Annotated in this window: 17 protein-coding genes; 3 read left to right on the top strand and 14 right to left on the bottom strand. The window is 71.5% G+C overall.

Annotation, left to right across the window (positions count from 1 at the left end):
* The 10 genes from J3P44_RS22900 to dacB form a co-directional block, all read right to left on the bottom strand.
* On the bottom strand, positions 1-492 hold the full coding sequence (locus J3P44_RS22900) for a DUF3180 domain-containing protein (RefSeq protein WP_255892820.1): 492 nt from the start codon (positions 490-492) through the stop codon (positions 1-3).
* Between the two features lie 93 nt (positions 493-585).
* Complete coding sequence (gene folK / locus J3P44_RS22895) at positions 586-1,155, bottom strand: 2-amino-4-hydroxy-6-hydroxymethyldihydropteridine diphosphokinase (protein WP_255892819.1); 570 nt, start codon at positions 1,153-1,155, stop codon at positions 586-588.
* Complete coding sequence (gene folB, locus J3P44_RS22890) at positions 1,148-1,522, bottom strand: dihydroneopterin aldolase (protein WP_255892817.1); 375 nt, start codon at positions 1,520-1,522, stop codon at positions 1,148-1,150. The genes folK and folB overlap by 8 nt, the downstream gene beginning before the upstream one ends.
* The gene (gene folP / locus J3P44_RS22885) at positions 1,519-2,349 is read right to left on the bottom strand and encodes a dihydropteroate synthase (RefSeq protein WP_255892816.1); all 831 of its coding nucleotides are present in this window, start codon (positions 2,347-2,349) and stop codon (positions 1,519-1,521) included. The genes folB and folP overlap by 4 nt, the downstream gene beginning before the upstream one ends.
* Positions 2,350-2,381: 32 nt before the next feature.
* Positions 2,382-2,984 (bottom strand): GTP cyclohydrolase I FolE, encoded by a 603-nt coding sequence (gene folE / locus J3P44_RS22880; RefSeq protein WP_255892920.1) that lies wholly within the window; start codon positions 2,982-2,984, stop codon positions 2,382-2,384.
* A gap of 14 nt (positions 2,985-2,998) precedes the next feature.
* Positions 2,999-5,053 (bottom strand): ATP-dependent zinc metalloprotease FtsH, encoded by a 2,055-nt coding sequence (ftsH, locus tag J3P44_RS22875; RefSeq protein ID WP_255892815.1) that lies wholly within the window; start codon positions 5,051-5,053, stop codon positions 2,999-3,001.
* A gap of 114 nt (positions 5,054-5,167) precedes the next feature.
* Positions 5,168-5,719, bottom strand: a complete 552-nt coding sequence (gene hpt, locus J3P44_RS22870; protein ID WP_255892814.1) for a hypoxanthine phosphoribosyltransferase — start codon at positions 5,717-5,719, stop codon at positions 5,168-5,170.
* A gap of 78 nt (positions 5,720-5,797) precedes the next feature.
* A complete protein-coding gene (gene tilS, locus J3P44_RS22865) occupies positions 5,798-6,772 on the bottom strand; it encodes a tRNA lysidine(34) synthetase TilS (protein WP_255892813.1) in 975 nt (324 codons plus the stop codon).
* A complete protein-coding gene (locus J3P44_RS22860) occupies positions 6,769-7,785 on the bottom strand; it encodes an Rv3626c family coenzyme F420 biosynthesis-associated protein (protein WP_255892812.1) in 1,017 nt (338 codons plus the stop codon). The genes tilS and J3P44_RS22860 overlap by 4 nt, the downstream gene beginning before the upstream one ends.
* A 9-nt stretch (positions 7,786-7,794) precedes the next feature.
* Complete coding sequence (gene dacB, locus J3P44_RS22855; RefSeq protein ID WP_255892811.1) at positions 7,795-9,267, bottom strand: D-alanyl-D-alanine carboxypeptidase/D-alanyl-D-alanine endopeptidase; 1,473 nt, start codon at positions 9,265-9,267, stop codon at positions 7,795-7,797.
* A gap of 69 nt (positions 9,268-9,336) precedes the next feature.
* Here dacB and J3P44_RS22850 point away from each other — a divergent pair, with 69 nt between their 5' ends.
* The gene (locus J3P44_RS22850; RefSeq protein ID WP_443678178.1) at positions 9,337-9,921 is read left to right on the top strand and encodes an inorganic diphosphatase; all 585 of its coding nucleotides are present in this window, start codon (positions 9,337-9,339) and stop codon (positions 9,919-9,921) included.
* A 16-nt stretch (positions 9,922-9,937) separates the two neighbouring features.
* Here the strand turns inward: J3P44_RS22850 and J3P44_RS22845 are convergent, their stop codons facing one another.
* Positions 9,938-10,867: an RNA polymerase sigma-70 factor gene (locus tag J3P44_RS22845; RefSeq protein ID WP_255892810.1), complete on the bottom strand. Its 930-nt coding sequence runs from the start codon at positions 10,865-10,867 to the stop codon at positions 9,938-9,940.
* A complete protein-coding gene (locus tag J3P44_RS22840; protein WP_255892809.1) occupies positions 10,864-11,439 on the bottom strand; it encodes a carboxymuconolactone decarboxylase family protein in 576 nt (191 codons plus the stop codon). The genes J3P44_RS22845 and J3P44_RS22840 overlap by 4 nt, the downstream gene beginning before the upstream one ends.
* Positions 11,440-11,538: 99 nt before the next feature.
* On the opposite strand from J3P44_RS22840, the gene J3P44_RS22835 reads away from it, so the two are divergent.
* Entirely contained in the window at positions 11,539-12,252 is a 714-nt protein-coding gene (locus J3P44_RS22835) for a DUF72 domain-containing protein (RefSeq protein WP_255892808.1), read from the top strand.
* A gap of 6 nt (positions 12,253-12,258) precedes the next feature.
* On the opposite strand, the gene J3P44_RS22830 is transcribed toward J3P44_RS22835, so the two are convergent.
* On the bottom strand, positions 12,259-12,843 hold the full coding sequence (locus J3P44_RS22830) for a hypothetical protein (protein WP_255892807.1): 585 nt from the start codon (positions 12,841-12,843) through the stop codon (positions 12,259-12,261).
* Position 12,844: 1 nt separating this feature from the next.
* Positions 12,845-14,902: an acyl-CoA dehydrogenase family protein gene (locus J3P44_RS22825; RefSeq protein ID WP_255892806.1), complete on the bottom strand. Its 2,058-nt coding sequence runs from the start codon at positions 14,900-14,902 to the stop codon at positions 12,845-12,847.
* A 36-nt stretch (positions 14,903-14,938) separates the two neighbouring features.
* On the opposite strand from J3P44_RS22825, the gene J3P44_RS22820 reads away from it, so the two are divergent.
* The gene (locus J3P44_RS22820) at positions 14,939-15,805 is read left to right on the top strand and encodes a sulfotransferase domain-containing protein (protein WP_255892805.1); all 867 of its coding nucleotides are present in this window, start codon (positions 14,939-14,941) and stop codon (positions 15,803-15,805) included.
* Positions 15,806-15,819 lie beyond the last annotated feature (14 nt).

Below are 15,819 nucleotides of genomic sequence, written 5' to 3'. Positions count from 1 at the left end.
CTAGGGCCGCGGCTCGTCGCCGTCCGCGCGACACGCACGCTCCAGCGCCAGCGAGGCAAGCGCCACACCGCACGCTCCGGCCGCCGCGACCAGGGCCCGGAGGATCCACCGGTCGGCGTACTGGGACCCATCACCCAGCCAGCCGACGGCGTACCCGACGTAGCCGGCCGCGACCAGGCTGCCGGCCAGGGCGCAGGCCCGTGCCAGCACGAGCCGGTTGACGGCCTGCTGCACCTCGAGTCGCTCGCCGCGCACCTGGACGGTCTGCCACGTGTGCCAGGCGAGGAATGCCATGATGCCGGCGACGAGGACCAGCGCTAGCGCCTGCGTCCACGACACGAGGGGCGATCGACCCGCGATCCGGCTCACCAGCGGGTGCATGCCCCACCCGAGCGCCAGCCCGATGACGATGCACGCGGTGAGGGCGCGCGCCGAGGTGGGGCGAAGGGTGCCGCGCCGCTGCGGCGGCTCGTCCGGGCCGGGGTCGCTCACCCGGCGTCACCAGGACGTCGTGGGGTGGTCACTCGGGGTCCCCGCGGCGTCGTGCGGGGGAGCGCAGCGGAGGAGCAGGACGTCGTGGGGTGCTCACTCGACCTCGAGCAGCAGGTCCTCGCGCTTCTTCACGCCTGAGGCGTCCGCCGACTCGAGCAGGTCGGCGATGGGGCCGCGCTCGGGGAAGACGGCGTCGGGCTCGAGGTCGTGCCAGGGCTGCAGGACGAAGGCACGCTCGTGCGCCCGGGGGTGCGGCAGCCGGAGGAAGTCCTCGTTGGAGCGGCGGTCGCCCACCACGATGAGGTCGACGTCGAGGGTGCGCGGCGCGTTGCGGACCTCGCTGCGCTCACGCTCGAAGGCGTCCTCGACCGCGAGGGCGCGCTCCATGAGCCGCGCGGCCGGCAGCGTGGTGTCGGCCAGGAGGACGGCGTTGAGGTAGGGGCCGGACCCGTCCGGCGAGTCGACGGGCTCGGTCTCGTAGACCGGGGAGACGCCCGTGACGAAGAAGTCCGGTGTGTCGGCCAGGGCCTCCACTGCGCCCTGAAGCGTGGCCAGTCGCTCCCCGAGGTTGGAGCCCAACGCCACCACCACACGGCGGATCGGGTGCATCTCACCGGTGAGGGAGTCGGTGTCCACCATGTTGGGGTTGGGGGATTCAGTCATGAGCGTTGCCTCGCGTTCTGGTGATCGTCAGCGCGACGTCCGAGTACGTCGCGTCGATGGGTGCATCAGGTTTGTGCAGCGTGACTCGCGCCCATTCAACACGACGGTCCTTGAGGCACACATCGGCGATGCGCTGGACGACGGTTTCTATCAGGTCGACGGGGTCGCGCTCGACGGCGGCCTTCACGTCCATGACCAGGGTCCCGTAGTTGACGGTCTCCTCGAGGTGGTCGGACTCGGCTGCCGGGCGCGTGTCGAGGCCGAGCACGAGGTCGACGACGAACGTCTGCCCCTCACGCCTCTCGAAGTCGAAGACGCCGTGGTGGGCGAAGCACTCGATGCCCTTCACGGACAGCTCGTCGGTCATCGCGTCCCCTCTCGCGGCTGGTCCCTCGACCCCTCGCCCGCCAACGCCGCGGCCACCGCCAACGCGTCGCGCGTTGCGCGTACGTCGTGCACGCGCAGGCAGTCGACCCCCCGTGCGGCGAGCAGCGCCACGAGCGCCGCGTGGGCGTGCTCGCGCTCCTCGATCGGTCGCGGAGGGCCACCTGGCACGAGGAGGGTCCCCAGGAAGGACTTGCGGCTCGCTCCGACCAGAAGCGGGCAGCCCAGCCCGGCCAGCACGTCGAGCGCGCGCAGCAGCTCCCAGTTGTGGTGGGGCTGCTTGGCGAAGCCCAGCCCCGGGTCGAGCATGATCCGCTCGCGCGGGATGCCGGCCGCCTCGATGGCGGTGAGCCGATCGCCCAGCTCACGGCGTACGGACTCGACGACACCGTCGGGGCCGTAGTCGGTGAAGTCGCGCATCCGGTCGGCGTGGGCACGCCAGTGCATCGCGACGTAGGACGCCTCACTGCCGGCGACGACGTCGAGGATCCGCGGGTCGGCCAGGCCGCCGGAGACGTCGTTGACGATCCGCGCACCGGCCTCGAGCGCTGCCTCGGCCACCTCGGCGCGCATCGTGTCGACCGACACCAGGGCCCCGGCCGCGGCGAGCTCACGGATCACCGGGACGACCCGCTCGAGCTCCTCCGCGACGAGCGGCCGGGTCGCGCCGGGGCGGGTGGACTCGCCCCCGATGTCGAGGATGTCGGCGCCCTGCCGCAGCAGGGCCCTGCCGTGGGCGACGGCCGCCTCGGTGGTGTCGTGGCGGCCGCCGTCGGAGAAGGAGTCGGGGGTGACGTTGACGATCCCCATCACCCGGGGAGCTCGAGGCCGCGAGCCCTCGATCACCTGGCCGCCGAGTGGATCAGCGCCATCGCCTCGGCGCGGGTGGCCTGGTTGGTGAGCATCGTGCCCCGGACCGCCGAGGTGATGGTGCGGGCACCGGCCTTCTTGACCCCGCGCATGGTCATGCAGAGGTGCTCGGCCTCGATCACCACGATCACGCCGCGCGCCTCGAGGATCTCCATGAGGGAGTCGGCGACCTGCGTGGTCAGCCGCTCCTGGACCTGCGGGCGCTTGGCGTAGACGTCGACGAGCCGGGCCAGCTTGGACAGCCCGGTGATCTTGCCGGTCACCGCCGGGATGTAGCCGACGTGCGCCACGCCCGTGAACGGCACCAGGTGGTGCTCGCACATCGACCACAGCTCGATGTCGCGCACCAGGATCATCTCCTCGTGACCGATGTCGAAGGTGGTGGTGAGCACCTCATGAGCGGTCTGGCGCAGGCCCTGGGTCAGCTCGGCGTAGGCGCGCGCCACACGGGCCGGGGTGTCGCGCAGGCCCTCGCGCTCGGGGTCCTCCCCGATCGCGGCGAGCAGCTCCCTGACCGCAGCCTCGGCACGCGCGTGGTCGAAGGCGGGTACGTCCTCGGGCGCGCGCTCGGGCATGGTGATCGGGTCGGTCACGGGGCGTCCGGCGACGGGGGGGTCGGGGTGTCCGGGTGCACACCTGGCGCGCCGTGGACGTCTCCCCCGGGCCCCGGGGGCGTGAGGATGGCGCCGCCCTCGGCCTGGGCAGCAGCCTCGGCGCTCACGCGGTCGCGGATCTCCTGCGGGACGTCGACCGGCGGGATCGACGACGGCACCCGCTCTGGGGAGCCGGTCCAGGCAGGTCGCGTGGGGCGCCTGCGCAGCGGCTCGAAGATCTCGGCGATCTCGGCCTTGTCGAGGGTCTCCTTGTCGAGGAGCGCCAGCACGAGCGCGTCGAGGACGTCGCGGTTCTCGTGGAGGATCTCGAAGGCCTCCTGGTGGGCGTGGCCCAGGAGCGCCTTGATCTCCCCGTCGACCGCGGCGGCGGTCTCCTCGGAGTAGTTGCGCGTGTGGCCCATGTCGCGCCCCAGGAAGGGCTCGGAGTTGCTGTCGCCCAGCTTGACCGCACCGAGGCGCTCGGTCATGCCGTACTGCGTGACCATCGCCCGCGCCAGGCCGGTCGCCTTCTCGATGTCGTTGCCGGCACCGGAGGTCACGTCGTGGAAGATCAGCGCCTCCGCGGCCATGCCGCCGAGCATGTAGGCGAGGGAGTCGAGCATCTCGCTGCGCGTCTGGGAGTACTTGTCGCGGTCGGGCAGCACCATCGTGTAGCCCAGCGCGCGACCGCGCGGCAGGATGGTGACCTTGTGCACCGGGTCGGTGCCGGGCAGCGCCGCGGCGACCAGGGCGTGGCCGCCCTCGTGGTAGGCGGTGACCAGCTTCTCGCGCTCGCTCATCAGGCGCGTACGCCGCTGCGGGCCGGCGATGACGCGGTCGATCGCCTCGTCGAGGGCCGCGTTGTCGATCATCTTGGCGTTGGTGCGGGCCGTGAGGAGCGCGGCCTCGTTGAGCACGTTGGCCAGGTCGGCACCGGTGAAGCCGGGAGTGCGTCGGGCGATGCCGAGCAGGTCGATGTCGGGGGCGATCGGCTTGCCCCGCGAGTGCACCTTGAGGATCTGGTGACGACCGTTGAGGTCGGGCGCGTCGACCTGGATCTGGCGGTCGAAGCGACCCGGGCGCAACAGCGCAGGGTCGAGCACGTCGGGCCGGTTGGTGGCGGCGATGAGGATGACCCCTCCGCGGACGTCGAAGCCGTCCATCTCGACCAGCAGCTGGTTGAGGGTCTGCTCGCGCTCGTCGTGCCCGCCGCCCATGCCGGCGCCACGGTGACGGCCGACGGCGTCGATCTCGTCGATGAAGACGATGGCCGGGGCGTTCTCCTTGGCCTGCTCGAAGAGGTCGCGGACGCGGCTGGCGCCGACACCCACGAACATCTCGACGAAGTCGGACCCGGAGATGGAGTAGAAGGGGGTGCCTGCCTCACCGGCGACAGCGCGGGCCAGCAGGGTCTTGCCGGTGCCGGGCGGGCCGTAGAGCAGGACGCCCTTGGGGATCTTGGCGCCGACGGCCTGGAACTTGGCCGGCTCCTGGAGGAACTCCTTGATCTCCCCGAGCTCCTCGATCGCCTCCTCGCAGCCGGCGACGTCGCTGAACGTCGTCTTCGGCATGTCCTTGGTGATCAGCTTGGCCTTGGACTTGGCGAACTGCATGACCCCGCGACCGCCGCCGCCCTGGGCCTGGTTCATCAGGAAGAGGAACAGCAGGATGATCAGCGCGAACGGCAGGAGCGTGGCGAGCAGCGAGCCGAGGAAGCTCGGCTGCGGGGTGTCGGCCTTGTAGGACTCCATGGTCTCGGCGGCCACCTGCTCCTCCGCGGCCGCGATCAGGGTCTCCTCCTGACCGGCGACGTAGGTGGAGAAGACCTTGTCGCCGCTGTCGCGGACGCCGTCGTCGAGCGTGGCCCGCATCTCGAAGTCCACGCCGTTGAACTCGATCTCCTTGACCTCACCGGCGGCGATGTACTTGGAGAGGGTCGAGGTCTTGACCTCGTCGTATCCGTCGCTGGGCGCGAGGAACTGGATCGCCAGCAGCACCGCGAAGGCGGACAGGACGATCCACAGCCAGGGACCCTTGAATATGCGCTTCACAGGTAGCTTTCACCGGTTCGGGAGTTGGTGGGGCGACGGTACAGGCCGCTCGGGCGCCCATTGTTTCAGGCGGGGTGAAGCGGGGCGACCTGACAGGGCGAGAGGGCGCCCGGTTCAGGAGTAGACGTGCGGCGCGAGGGTGCCGATGTCGCGCAGGTTGCGGTAGCGCTCGCGGTAGTCGAGGCCGTAGCCGACGACGAACTCGTTGGGGATGTCCCACCCGACGTACTTCGGCTCGACCGGCATCGACAGTGCCTCGGGCTTGCGCAGCAAGGTGGCGATCTCCACGCTGGCGGGGTTGCGGCTGGAGAGGTTGTTGACCAACCAGCTCAGCGTCAGGCCGGTGTCGATGATCTCGTCGACGATCAGCACGTCGCGCCCGCTGATGTCGGTGTCGAGGTCCTTGAGGATCCGGACCACCCCGCTCGACTTGGTGCCGGAGCCGTAGGAGCTGACCGCCATCCAGTCCATCTCCAGGTGGCCCGGCATCGCCCGCGAGAGGTCGGCCATGACCATCACCGCGCCGCGCAGCACGCCGACCACGAGCAGGTCGCGTCCTTCGTAGTCGGCGCTGATCTGCTCGGCCATCTCGGCCAGTCGCTGCTGGATCTGAGCCTCGGTGAAGAGGATGTTGACCAGCTCGTGCTCCACGTGGGACGAGTCCATGGGAGGCAGCCTAGGGCGCTGCCCGGGGTCGCTCGACCGGGACCCGATGGATTTCCGCTCGGCGGGCCGGCCCGCGCCTCAGGCGGGTTCGACGACGAGCAGCCCCTCGCGGCGCAGGGCCCGCCGGTGGCCGGGCAGGTCGACCCAGCGCTGGCCGCGCCAGCCGACGACCAGCTTGTCGACGTCCAGCACGTGTCCGCGGGTCAGCTCGGAGGCGGGTACGCCTGCCTCGAGGGCCGTGCGGTGGATCGCCCGGTGGCGCAGTGCCGGCTGTTCGAGGCGCAGGGTCGAGATGTCGAGGCCGCCCGGCCTGCGGGCGCGAGCCAGCGCCTCACCGGTGAGCTCGTCGAGCAGGAGGGTGTCCTCGCGCAGCTGGTCGGCGGTGCGCGCGAGGGCCTCGGCGATCCCCGGCCCGAGCTCGGCCTCCAGCACCGGCAGCACGCGGTCGCGCACCCGGACGCGCGTGTAGCCGGGGTCGTGGTTGTGGGGGTCGTCCCAGAACCCCAGGCCCTCGACCTGACAGGCGGTGATCGTGTCGTCACGACGTACGCCGAGCAGCGGGCGCGCGAAGACGCCGAAGTCCGGCCGCATCCCTTGCAGCGAGCGACCGCCCGAGCCGCGGGTCAGGCCGAGCAGGACGGTCTCGGCCTGGTCGTCGAGGGTGTGGCCGAGCAGGACCGCGCGGGCGCCGAGCCGCTCGGCCACCTCCTCCAGCACGGCGTACCTCGCCTCACGGGCCGCTGCCTCGGGGCCGAGGCCGGAGGCGTTGGCGACCTCGACGCGCGCCGTCAGCGTCTCGTCGACGCCCATGGCCGCGAGCTGGGCGACGACGCGGTCCGCCTGCTCGGCCGAGCCGGGCTGCAGCCCGTGGTCCACGGTCACCCCGACGATCCGCTGGGCGAGCTTGTGGCCCTCGAACACGGCGGCCGAGGCCAGCGCGAGCGAGTCGGCGCCGCCGCTGCACGCCACGGCGACGACGTCGCCCTCCGAGAGCCGCGACAGAGCGGCCCGGACCGGGACCCGGACCGCGGCGATGGAGGGGTGGAGCGTCACAGCACGCGGGCGACCCAGGCGTCGGGGTCGGTGATCTCGGCCTTGGACGGCAGGGAGTCGGGTCCGCTCCAGACGGCGTTGAACTCCTCCATCCCGACGCGGTCGACGACGTGGCGGACGAAGACGGCGCCGTCGCGGTACTGCGCCATCTTGGCGTCGAGGCCGAGCAGGCGTCGCAACAGCTTGTCGAGCGTGCCGACGCCCTGCCGGCGCTGGTTGAACTTCGTGCGGATCTGGGCCACCGACGGGATGACGGTCGGTCCGACGCCGTCCATGACCACGTCGGCGTGGCCCTCCAGCAGGGACATCACCCCGGTGACGCGGTCGAGGATCTCCTTCTGCTCGGGCGTGGAGACGAGGTCGAGCATGCTGCCGTTGCCGCCCCGGATGGCCTCCGCGCCGCGACGCAGCGCGTCGATGATCGCGGTCGGCTCGATCGAGTCGGCGATGGCGTTCATCTGGGTCATCAGGTGCTCGCCCAGCCACGGGTTGGCGGTGAACTGCACGCGGTGGGTCTCCTCGTGCAGGCACACCCAGAGGCGGAAGTCGCGCGGATCGGCGTCGATCTCGCGCTCGACGTGGACGACGTTGGGAGCGACGAGCAGCAGCCGGCCGTGGGGCGAGTAGAACGGGTCGAACTGTCCCAGCACCTTGGTGCCGAGGAACCCGAGCATCAGCCCCACCTCCCCGCCGGTGACGCGCGAGCCGATGGCCTCCGCGAACGGGGAGGGGGCGCCCTTCTTCTCGGTGAGCTTGTGGACGATCGGCGAGAGGATCTTCGCGAAGCCGTCGGCGTTGGCCTGGACCCAGCCGGACCGGTCGACGACGAGGACAGGTGCGGTGCCCTCGGCGGTCTGGAGGCCGGTGAACTCGCGGACCAGGGGTGTGGACCGGTCGGCCCCTTCCCGGAGCTCGACCACGGCGGCTGCCGCCTCGTCGGCGGACACGTCGGGTCCGGGCCCGGCGACCCGGGTCCCCACGGTGACGGCGAAGTCCCAGTCGACCAGGTTCATACAGGGACCCTAGCCGGGGCCTCGCGAGCACCGGCACGCCGCGAGAGCGGCGGCCGCGCGGTCGAGCGCCTCGGGGGCGTCGTACATGTCCTCGGGCCTGGTCTTGTCGGCCGCGAACACGAAGGCCATCAGCCCGCCGTCGCGCCCGGCCGCGATCCCGGCGAGGGCATGGACGCCGGTGAGGGTCCCGGTCTTGGCTCGCACCATCCCGCGGGCGACCGCCGGCCCCTCGGCGAACCGGTAGGTCAGCGAGCCCGTGAAGCCGGCGACCGGCAGGCCGGTGACGAGGCTGCGCATCGCCTCGCCGTCCGGGCCGGCCGCGTGCTGGAGCAGCGCGAGGACGGTGGTGGCGGCGACCCGGTTGCGGCGCGAGAGGCCCGAGCCGTCGTACAGCTCGTCACCGCCCACGTCGATCCCCAGCTCCCCGAGGGTGCCGACGACGCCGGCCGCCCCCGCCTCGAACGAGCCCGTCCCGGACGTCGCGAGCCCGACGTGGTGGGCGACGACCTCGGAGCCCTCGTTGTCACTGACGTCGATGATGCGCTCGGCGATCTCGGACAGCGGGGCGCTCTGGACCGAGGCCAGCTCCTCCGTCCCCGGAGGTACGACGACCCGCTGCGGCTCGCCGGCCACGGTCAGGCCGGCGGCGTCGAGGGCCGCGGCAAAGGCCCGGGCGGCGGCCAGGGAGGGGTCGTCGGACCGGTCGTCGCCGTCCGGCTCCCGGCCGCTGTCAACCATGAGCGCGGTGATCGGGCTGACGATGTCGTCGGGCACGTAGTCCTTGCGCCACGCCGGGTTGTCCGTGGGACCGGAGAAGAGGCTGTCGTCGAAGCGCACCCTGACCCGCCCCCGCCCGTCGAGCGCGTCGGCGGCCGCCAGCGCGAGCGAGCTGACGTCGGCGCGGGCGGGGTAGGTGGACTCGGCCTCGGCGATCGTGAGCGGCTTGCTCGCCAGGAGCGGGTCTCCTCCGCCGACCAGCACGATCTCGCGCGGCTTCTCCCCGCGCACGACGCGGGTGGTGAACCGGTGGTCCGGGCCGAGCGTCGCGAGCGCCGCGCCCAGGGTCAGCAGCTTGGTGGTCGAGGCTGGGAGGTAGCGCCCGTCGCCCGAGGTCCACGTCTCGGAGCCCGGCGTCAGGGAGGTCACCGCGCCGACGACGTGGCGACCGAGGTCGGGGTCGGACAGCTCGGGGGTCACGGCCGCCGCCACCTTCTCCGGAGCGATCGCCCTCGATCCGTCCACGACCTCCGCCCCGATCTCCGGGGCGGACCAGTCGGGGAGGTCGAGCCCTGCCGGCGGCAGCACGGCCTCGGGCTCGGTGACCGGGTCGGCCGCGAGCCAGGGCAGGTAGCGCGGACCCCACTCGTAGCGGTGGGCTCCGACCCCGGCAGCGAGCAGGGCGAGCACCAGCAGTGTCGGCAGCCACGTCACCACGAGGTGGCGTACGTCACGTCGCCGTTTGGACCCTCCCGCTTCGCGCATCGGGGCCATTGTGCGCGACACTGCCCCTAGAAGTGCGCGTCGGGCCCTCGCCGGACGTGGCGGAGCTCGATGTCGTTGACGGCCCGAAGGCGTGCCGAGAGTGTGGAGGAAGACGTGCTGACGTTCGACGTGCTGGTGGAGATCCCCAAGGGTGAGCGCAACAAGTACGAGGTCGACCACGAGACCGGGCGCATCCGCCTGGACCGCATGCTCTTCACCTCGACGGCCTATCCGGCCGACTACGGCTTCATCGAGAACACCCTCGGCCAGGACGGCGACCCGCTCGACGCGCTCGTGATCCTCCAGCAGCCGACCTTCCCGGGCTGCCTCATCGAGTGCCGCGCCATCGGCATGTTCCGGATGACCGACGAGGCCGGCGGCGACGACAAGGTCCTGTGCGTCCCCAGCCACGACCCCCGCCTGGAGCACCTGCGCGACATCAACCACGTCTCCAAGTACGACCGGCTCGAGATCCAGCACTTCTTCGAGGTCTACAAGGACCTCGAGCCCGGCAAGTCCGTCGAGGGCGCCGACTGGGTCGGCCGGGTCGAGGCCGAGGCCGAGGTCCACGCCTCCTTCGAGCGCTTCAAGGTCGAGGGCCACGGCAACGACCTCGACAACATCGCCGACGAGAGCCTCGGCGCGGACGCCTGAGGTCTGCCGGTCGGCGTCAGCTGCGCGCCAGCGCGACCTCCTCGCCCAGGCGGCCCAGCTTGTCGGGGTTGCGGACGAGGTAGAGGGCGGTCACGACGCCGTCCTGGATCAGGGCGGTGCCCACGCCGTCGGTGACCCCGTCGATCACGAACTGCATCGCCGGCTGGCCGTTGAGCCACATCGGCACCAGCTCGACCGACTCCGGGCGCACGGCCGTGAGGAAGCGCAGCACCTTCTCCACGCCCACGATCGGCCGCAGCGCCGCTTGCCTCTTGCCGCCGCCGTCGGTGACGAGCACGACGTCCGGCGACAGCACGTCCAGCAGCGCCTGCAGGTCGCCCGTCGCCGTCGCCTCGCGGAACCGCTCGATCGCCGCCTGCTGCTCCGCCGCCGACGCCGCCGCCCGGGGCCGGCGCGCCTCCACGTGCGACCGGGCGCGGTGCGCGATCTGCCGTACCGCCGCGGGCGTCTTGCCGACCGCCTCGGCGATCTCGTCGTACGGCAGGTCGAAGACGTCGCGCAGCACGAACACTGCCCGCTCGGTCTCCGTCAGCGTCTCCAGCACCAGCAGCATGGCGGTGGACACGCTGTCGGCGAGCTCGACGTCGTCGGCGACGTCCGGCGCGGTGAGGAGCGGCTCGGGCAGCCAGGGACCGACGTAGTCCTCGCGGCGCCGGGCGAGGGTCCGCAGCCGGTTCAGGCTGAGGCGGGTGGTGATCCTGACCAGGTAGGCCCGCGGGTCGCGCACCTCCTCGGCCGCTTCCCCGGACCGCGCCGAGGCCCACCGCAGCCAGACCTCCTGCAGCACGTCCTCGGCGTCGGCCGCCGAGCCGAGCATCTCGTAGGCGACCGTGAAGAGCAGGTTGCGGTGCGCCAGGAAATCTCGGGTGAGCTCCCCAGTGGACTCCTGCGTGGACTGCTCGGCCGACTCCCCGTTCGTGCTCACGGCGCCGAGGATACGGCCAGCGGCAGCTCGCAGACGTCGCTGTAGCCCTGGCTGGCCAGGCCCATGGCGGAGTTGAAGCGCGACCGCTCGTTCTCGATGGCGACCATCATCGTCAGCTCGACCATCGCCGCGTGCCCGAGCTGCTCGTCGAGGTGGGCGACCATCTCGTCGATCACGGTCGGGGGCGTGACCGTCATCGCCTCGGCGTACGCCATCACCTCGCGCTCGAGGTCGGTGAACACGTCGGAGTCGCGCCATCGGGGCACCTCGCGCACCTTGGCCTCGTCGAGCCCCTTGGTGTGCGCCATGAAGTAGCCGAAGTCCATGCACCACGAGCAGCCGATCACGCCCGCGCTGGCCATCTCGGCGTACGTCTTGAGGTGCGGGTCGAGCGCCTTCCACTTCTGCACCTTGTTCTCGAAGCCGAACAGCGCCTTCAGGACCGGCTTGTTGTGCCACAGCACGTAGGCGTTGTCGGGCACCTGGCCCCACATGCGCTTGGCGACGCGGGTCATCACTGCGCCGTAGGCGCCGTCGATGGTGGCCTTCGGGACGCGGAACTTGCTGGACATGGTGTGTCTCCTCCGTCGGTTCGGTCGGTGTCACCCATGGAGACACCGGGCCGGCGGGGCCTGTGACAGATCGGAGCGAGAAAGTTGGATGCTGGGTCCGTGGACGTTCGCGTGGGGCTGTGTGGCTGGACGGTGTCGCAGGCGTCGTACGTGCGCCGCTTCCGCCTGGTCGAGGTGCAGCACACGTTCTACGAGCCGCCAGCGAACGCCGTGCTGGAGCGGTGGCGGGCACAGGTGCCCGCCGGCTTCGAGTTCACCATCAAGGCGTGGCAGGTCGTCACGCACGAGTCCAGCAGCCCGACCTACCGTCGCCTGAAGCGCCCGCTCCCCGACAGCGCCCGCGGACAGGTCGGCGCCTTCCGGACCACGACTCCCGTCATCGCGGGCTGGCAGCGGACGCTCGAGTGCGCGCGCATCCTGCGGGCCACCGCCGTGCTGCTGCAGTGCCCCAGGAGCTTCCGTCCGACGGCCGACAACGTCGCCCGGATGCGCACCTTCCTGACGCAGGTGGAGCGGCCGGACGGGCGGCTGCTCTGGGAGCCCCGAGGGGACTGGCCGACCCCGTTGCTCGCCGAGCTCTGCGCCGAGCTGGACCTGGTCCACGTCGTCGACCCGATGCAGACCGAGACGGTGACGCCCGAGCAGACCTACTACCGGTTGCACGGCACCACTGGCTCACGGCACGTCCACACCGACGAGGAGCTGCGGCGGTTGCGCGAGCTGGTCGTCGGCCGGCCCTCGCCCTACGTCCTGTTCAACAACATCCCGCGCCCCGGCGACGCAGAGCGGTTCCTCACCCTGCTCCGGCGCTGAGCTCGGTCAGGTCTGACGGAGGAAGGCGTCGACCGCTCGCGCCACCTCGAGGTGGATCTCGGCAGTGCGCACGGCGTCATCGGTGCCCATGCCGTGGTCGGCGTCGAGGACCTCCAGCAGGTCGCACCCGTTGTCGGCCAGCTCGCGGGCGATCGCGGCGTCCCACAGGTCGTCGGCCAGACCGCCGACGAGGAGCTGCCTGCCCGCGTTGGCCGCGATGGCCTCGGCGAGCGCCGGCTCGACCAGCAGCGGGGTGAACCAGATCGCGTCCAGCCCACGCTCGGCGGCGTACGACGCGGCGCGGGTGCCGAGCGACTTGCCGACCAGCAGCACGTGGTCTGCGTCCTCGTCGGCGAGGGCGGCCGCCACGTGACGGCGGACCCACGGCTCGGGCTGTGCGACCTCCTGCTCGGTCCGGGACGTCGAGTCCCACCACAGCTCCTGCACGGCGAAGCCGTGCTGCACCAGGGCCCGACGGGTGAGGTCGAGCAGCGGCGCGCTGGGCGGGTAGGCGCGGCCGGGCGCGACGATGGCGAGGCCGCGGCTCGCCTGCAGCGGCTCCCACCGGGTCGGCAGTCCGCCGAACGTCATCTCACTCACCCCACGTCAGGAGCTCGGGGCTGCGCAGCATCTCCTCCGGCACCCCGAAGGCGTCCACGAGATCGACGGCGAGCGGGCGGATCTTGCGGCACAACGAGCTGATCTCCCGGCTGATCGCCTTGGAGCGGGCGCTGGAGAGGCGGCCGTGCTCCATGAACCACGCCCGGTCTGCCTCGATCGTGGTCAGGGCGTGCAGGTCGCTGAGCAGGTTGAGGGCGACCTTGAGGTCGCCGTCGGGCAGCGCTGCCGTCCTGGCGACGAACGCCTCCAGCACGAGCCGCTCGGTGTGGGCGCGGGCCGCCGCGATCACGTGGTCCTGCACCCGGGAGAAGACGGCGCCAGGATTCATCTTCTGGTCGATGCCGCGCTTGAGGCGACGCGCGACGCCGCCGAGCATGTGCTCCTCTCGGAAGCGCAGCATGGCGAGCTGGTAGTTGGGGTCGAGGAGGCCGGCCTCCTGGTCCCACCGGTCGCCGCCGGGGAGCAGGTCGCGGACCGACTGGACGAGCTTGTGCACGGCGGTGCGCTCGATGACGGTCTCGACGGCCAGGCCGGCCACGAACCGGACCATCCCGAACTGGTCCATGTCCTCGAACTCGCTGGCGTAGTCGGTCAGCAGCCCCTTGGCGACCAGCTGCAGCAGGACGTGGTTGTCACCCTCGAAGGTCGTGAACACGTCGGTGTCGGCCTTGAGCGCGGCGAACCGGTTCTCGCTGAGGTAGCCCGCTCCCCCGCACGCCTCGCGGCACTCCTGGATGGTGCGCGTCGCGTGCCAGGTGCCGAGGGCCTTGGTGCCGGCGGCGCGCGACTCGAGCATCCGGCGGGCGTGCTCGTCGTTGCCCTCCTCGATCGGACCCGGGCCGGTGAACACGTCGTGCAGCTGGCCGGCGACGACCTCCTGAGCGAAGTGGAGGGCGTACGTCCGGGCGATGAGCGGGAAGAGGCGGCGCTGGTGCATGCCGTAGTCGAGGAGCAGCTGCTCCTCGTCGGGCGAGGTCGCCTCGAACTGGCGTCGGCGTACGGCGTAGCGCGTCGCGATCGTCAGCGCCACCTTCGCCGCGTTGATCGCCGCGCCGCCGACGCAGACGCGACCCTGGACGAGCGTGCCGAGCATGGTGAAGAAGCGCTTGTTGGGGTTGTCGATCGGCGAGAGGTAGCGACCCTCCGGGGTCACCTCGGCGAACTGGTTGAGCAGGGCGGTGCGCGGGACCCGCACGTGGTCGAACCAGATGCGCCCGTTGTCGACGCCGTTGAGGCCCATCTTGGGCCCGCAGTCCTCGATGCGTACGCCGTCGACGACGCGACCGCCCTCGCGGATCGGCACGACGAACGCGTGCACGCCGTGCCGGACGCCGTCGACCTCGAGCTGGGCGAACACCGCGGCGAGCTCCGCGTGGGCCGCCGCGTTGCCGATGTAGTCCTTGCGGCTGGCGTCGTCGGGGGTCGTGATCACGAACTCCTGGGCCTCGACGTCGTAGGTCGCGACGGTGCCGAGCGCCTGCACGTTGGAGCCGTGGCCGGTCTCGGTCATCGCGAAGCAGCCCATGGTCCGCCCGCTCACCAGGTCGGCGAGGTGGGCGTCGTGGTGGGGCTTCGTGCCGAGCTGGAGGATCGCGCCGCCGAACAGGCCGAACTGCACGCCGACCTTCACCAGGACCGACAGGTCGCCGAAGGCGAGGGTCTCGAAGGCCGCGATCGAGGCGCCGATGTCGCCGCCACCACCGTACGACTGGGGGAAGCCCATCCCGGTCTGGCCGGTGGACGCCATCATCACCACGACGTCCTTGACCCTCTCGCGGAAGTCGGCGGTGCTCATCTCCTCCTCGTCGACGAGGATCCGCGCGTGCTCGGCGAGGTTGGCGCGCACCAGGTCGCGGACCTCGCCGTAGCGCCCGTCGAGGAGGGTGCGGACGGCATCGACGTCGACCTCGGGCTGCCGGTAGCCCGTGGTGTCCGCATGGACGGCGTCGTCGTCGACGTGCTCGACCTGGGGCGCCTCGGGCTCGACGGTGGGCATCTCGGCGATGGGCGGGACCTCGTCGGTGGGCATGGCACCGAGATTAGCGATGGGGGTAGGTTCGCCGCGATGAACGAGCGCGCCCCCTCCACGCCACTGGGCGAGATGGCCTACAACTACGCGGTCGTCGGCGTGCAGAAGGGCGGTACGTCGACGCTGGCGGTCACCCTCAACCAGCACCGCCTCGTCTGCCAGCCCCCGGACAAGGAGCGGCACTACTTCGACGACGAGACCGTCGACTGGTCCGCTCCCGACTACGCCCGCGACTACACCGCGCCGCGGCGGGCACCGATCCACCAGCTGGTCGGCGATGCCACCCCGACCTACCTCTACTGGCCGCACGCCCTGGAGCGGATGCGGGCCTACAACCCGGGCATGCCCCTCATCGCCGTCTTCCGCGACCCGCTCGAGCGGTTGTTCTCGCACTGGGTGATGCTGCGCTCGCGCAACCTGGCCTGGCCGGACTGGCCCGACTTCCTCACCGAGTGGCCGCACACCTCGCTGCCCGACGCGGTGCCGGACGGCGTACGCACCATGCGGTGGCGGCACATGACCGGGCTCGCCCGCGGGTTCTACGGCGAGCAGCTGCAGCGTGGCCTCGAGCTGTTCCCGCGCCACCAGTGGCTGCTGCTCGAGCTGCGCGAGATGTTGGGTGACTTCGAACAGACCGTCCACCGCACCACCGAATTCCTCGGGCTGCCGCGCTTCGAGCGCGTCCCGCCGCTGAAGAACTGGCATGCCGGTGCCGAGCAGATCCCCGGCACGGCTCCGACCGCCGAGGACGTCGCCCGGCTCGCCGAGCTCTACGCCAAGGACCTGGACCTGTTCGAGGAGCTCTCGAAGATCGACACGTCGGCCTGGCCGACGCGGCTGGTCCTCGACGGCGATCTCGACCCGGGCGAGCTGGCAGCGCGGTTCGCGCGCAAGGTGAAGTGACGCGCGCCCCTGCC

The sequence above is a fragment of the Nocardioides astragali genome (assembly GCF_024436375.1).
GTDB lineage: Bacteria > Actinomycetota > Actinomycetes > Propionibacteriales > Nocardioidaceae > Nocardioides > Nocardioides astragali.
This window is presented reverse-complemented; position numbering and strand designations above follow the sequence as displayed.

Bases quoted from the DNA above. Each gene is read 5' to 3' on its own strand.
- folK (WP_255892819.1), bottom strand. From the start codon at position 1,155: ATGACTGAATCCCCCAACCCCAACATGGTGGACACCGACTCCCTCACC.
- folB (WP_255892817.1), bottom strand. From the start codon at position 1,522: ATGACCGACGAGCTGTCCGTGAAGGGCATCGAGTGCTTCGCCCACCAC.
- folP (WP_255892816.1), bottom strand. From the start codon at position 2,349: ATGGGGATCGTCAACGTCACCCCCGACTCCTTCTCCGACGGCGGCCGC.
- folE (WP_255892920.1), bottom strand. From the start codon at position 2,984: ATGCCCGAGCGCGCGCCCGAGGACGTACCCGCCTTCGACCACGCGCGT.
- hpt (WP_255892814.1), bottom strand. From the start codon at position 5,719: ATGGACTCGTCCCACGTGGAGCACGAGCTGGTCAACATCCTCTTCACC.
- J3P44_RS22860 (WP_255892812.1), bottom strand. From the start codon at position 7,785: ATGAACCTGGTCGACTGGGACTTCGCCGTCACCGTGGGGACCCGGGTC.
- dacB (WP_255892811.1), bottom strand. From the start codon at position 9,267: ATGCGCGAAGCGGGAGGGTCCAAACGGCGACGTGACGTACGCCACCTC.
- J3P44_RS22850 (WP_443678178.1), top strand. From the start codon at position 9,337: ATGTCGTTGACGGCCCGAAGGCGTGCCGAGAGTGTGGAGGAAGACGTG.
- J3P44_RS22840 (WP_255892809.1), bottom strand. From the start codon at position 11,439: ATGTCCAGCAAGTTCCGCGTCCCGAAGGCCACCATCGACGGCGCCTAC.
- J3P44_RS22830 (WP_255892807.1), bottom strand. From the start codon at position 12,843: ATGACGTTCGGCGGACTGCCGACCCGGTGGGAGCCGCTGCAGGCGAGC.
- J3P44_RS22825 (WP_255892806.1), bottom strand. From the start codon at position 14,902: ATGCCCACCGACGAGGTCCCGCCCATCGCCGAGATGCCCACCGTCGAG.
- J3P44_RS22820 (WP_255892805.1), top strand. From the start codon at position 14,939: ATGAACGAGCGCGCCCCCTCCACGCCACTGGGCGAGATGGCCTACAAC.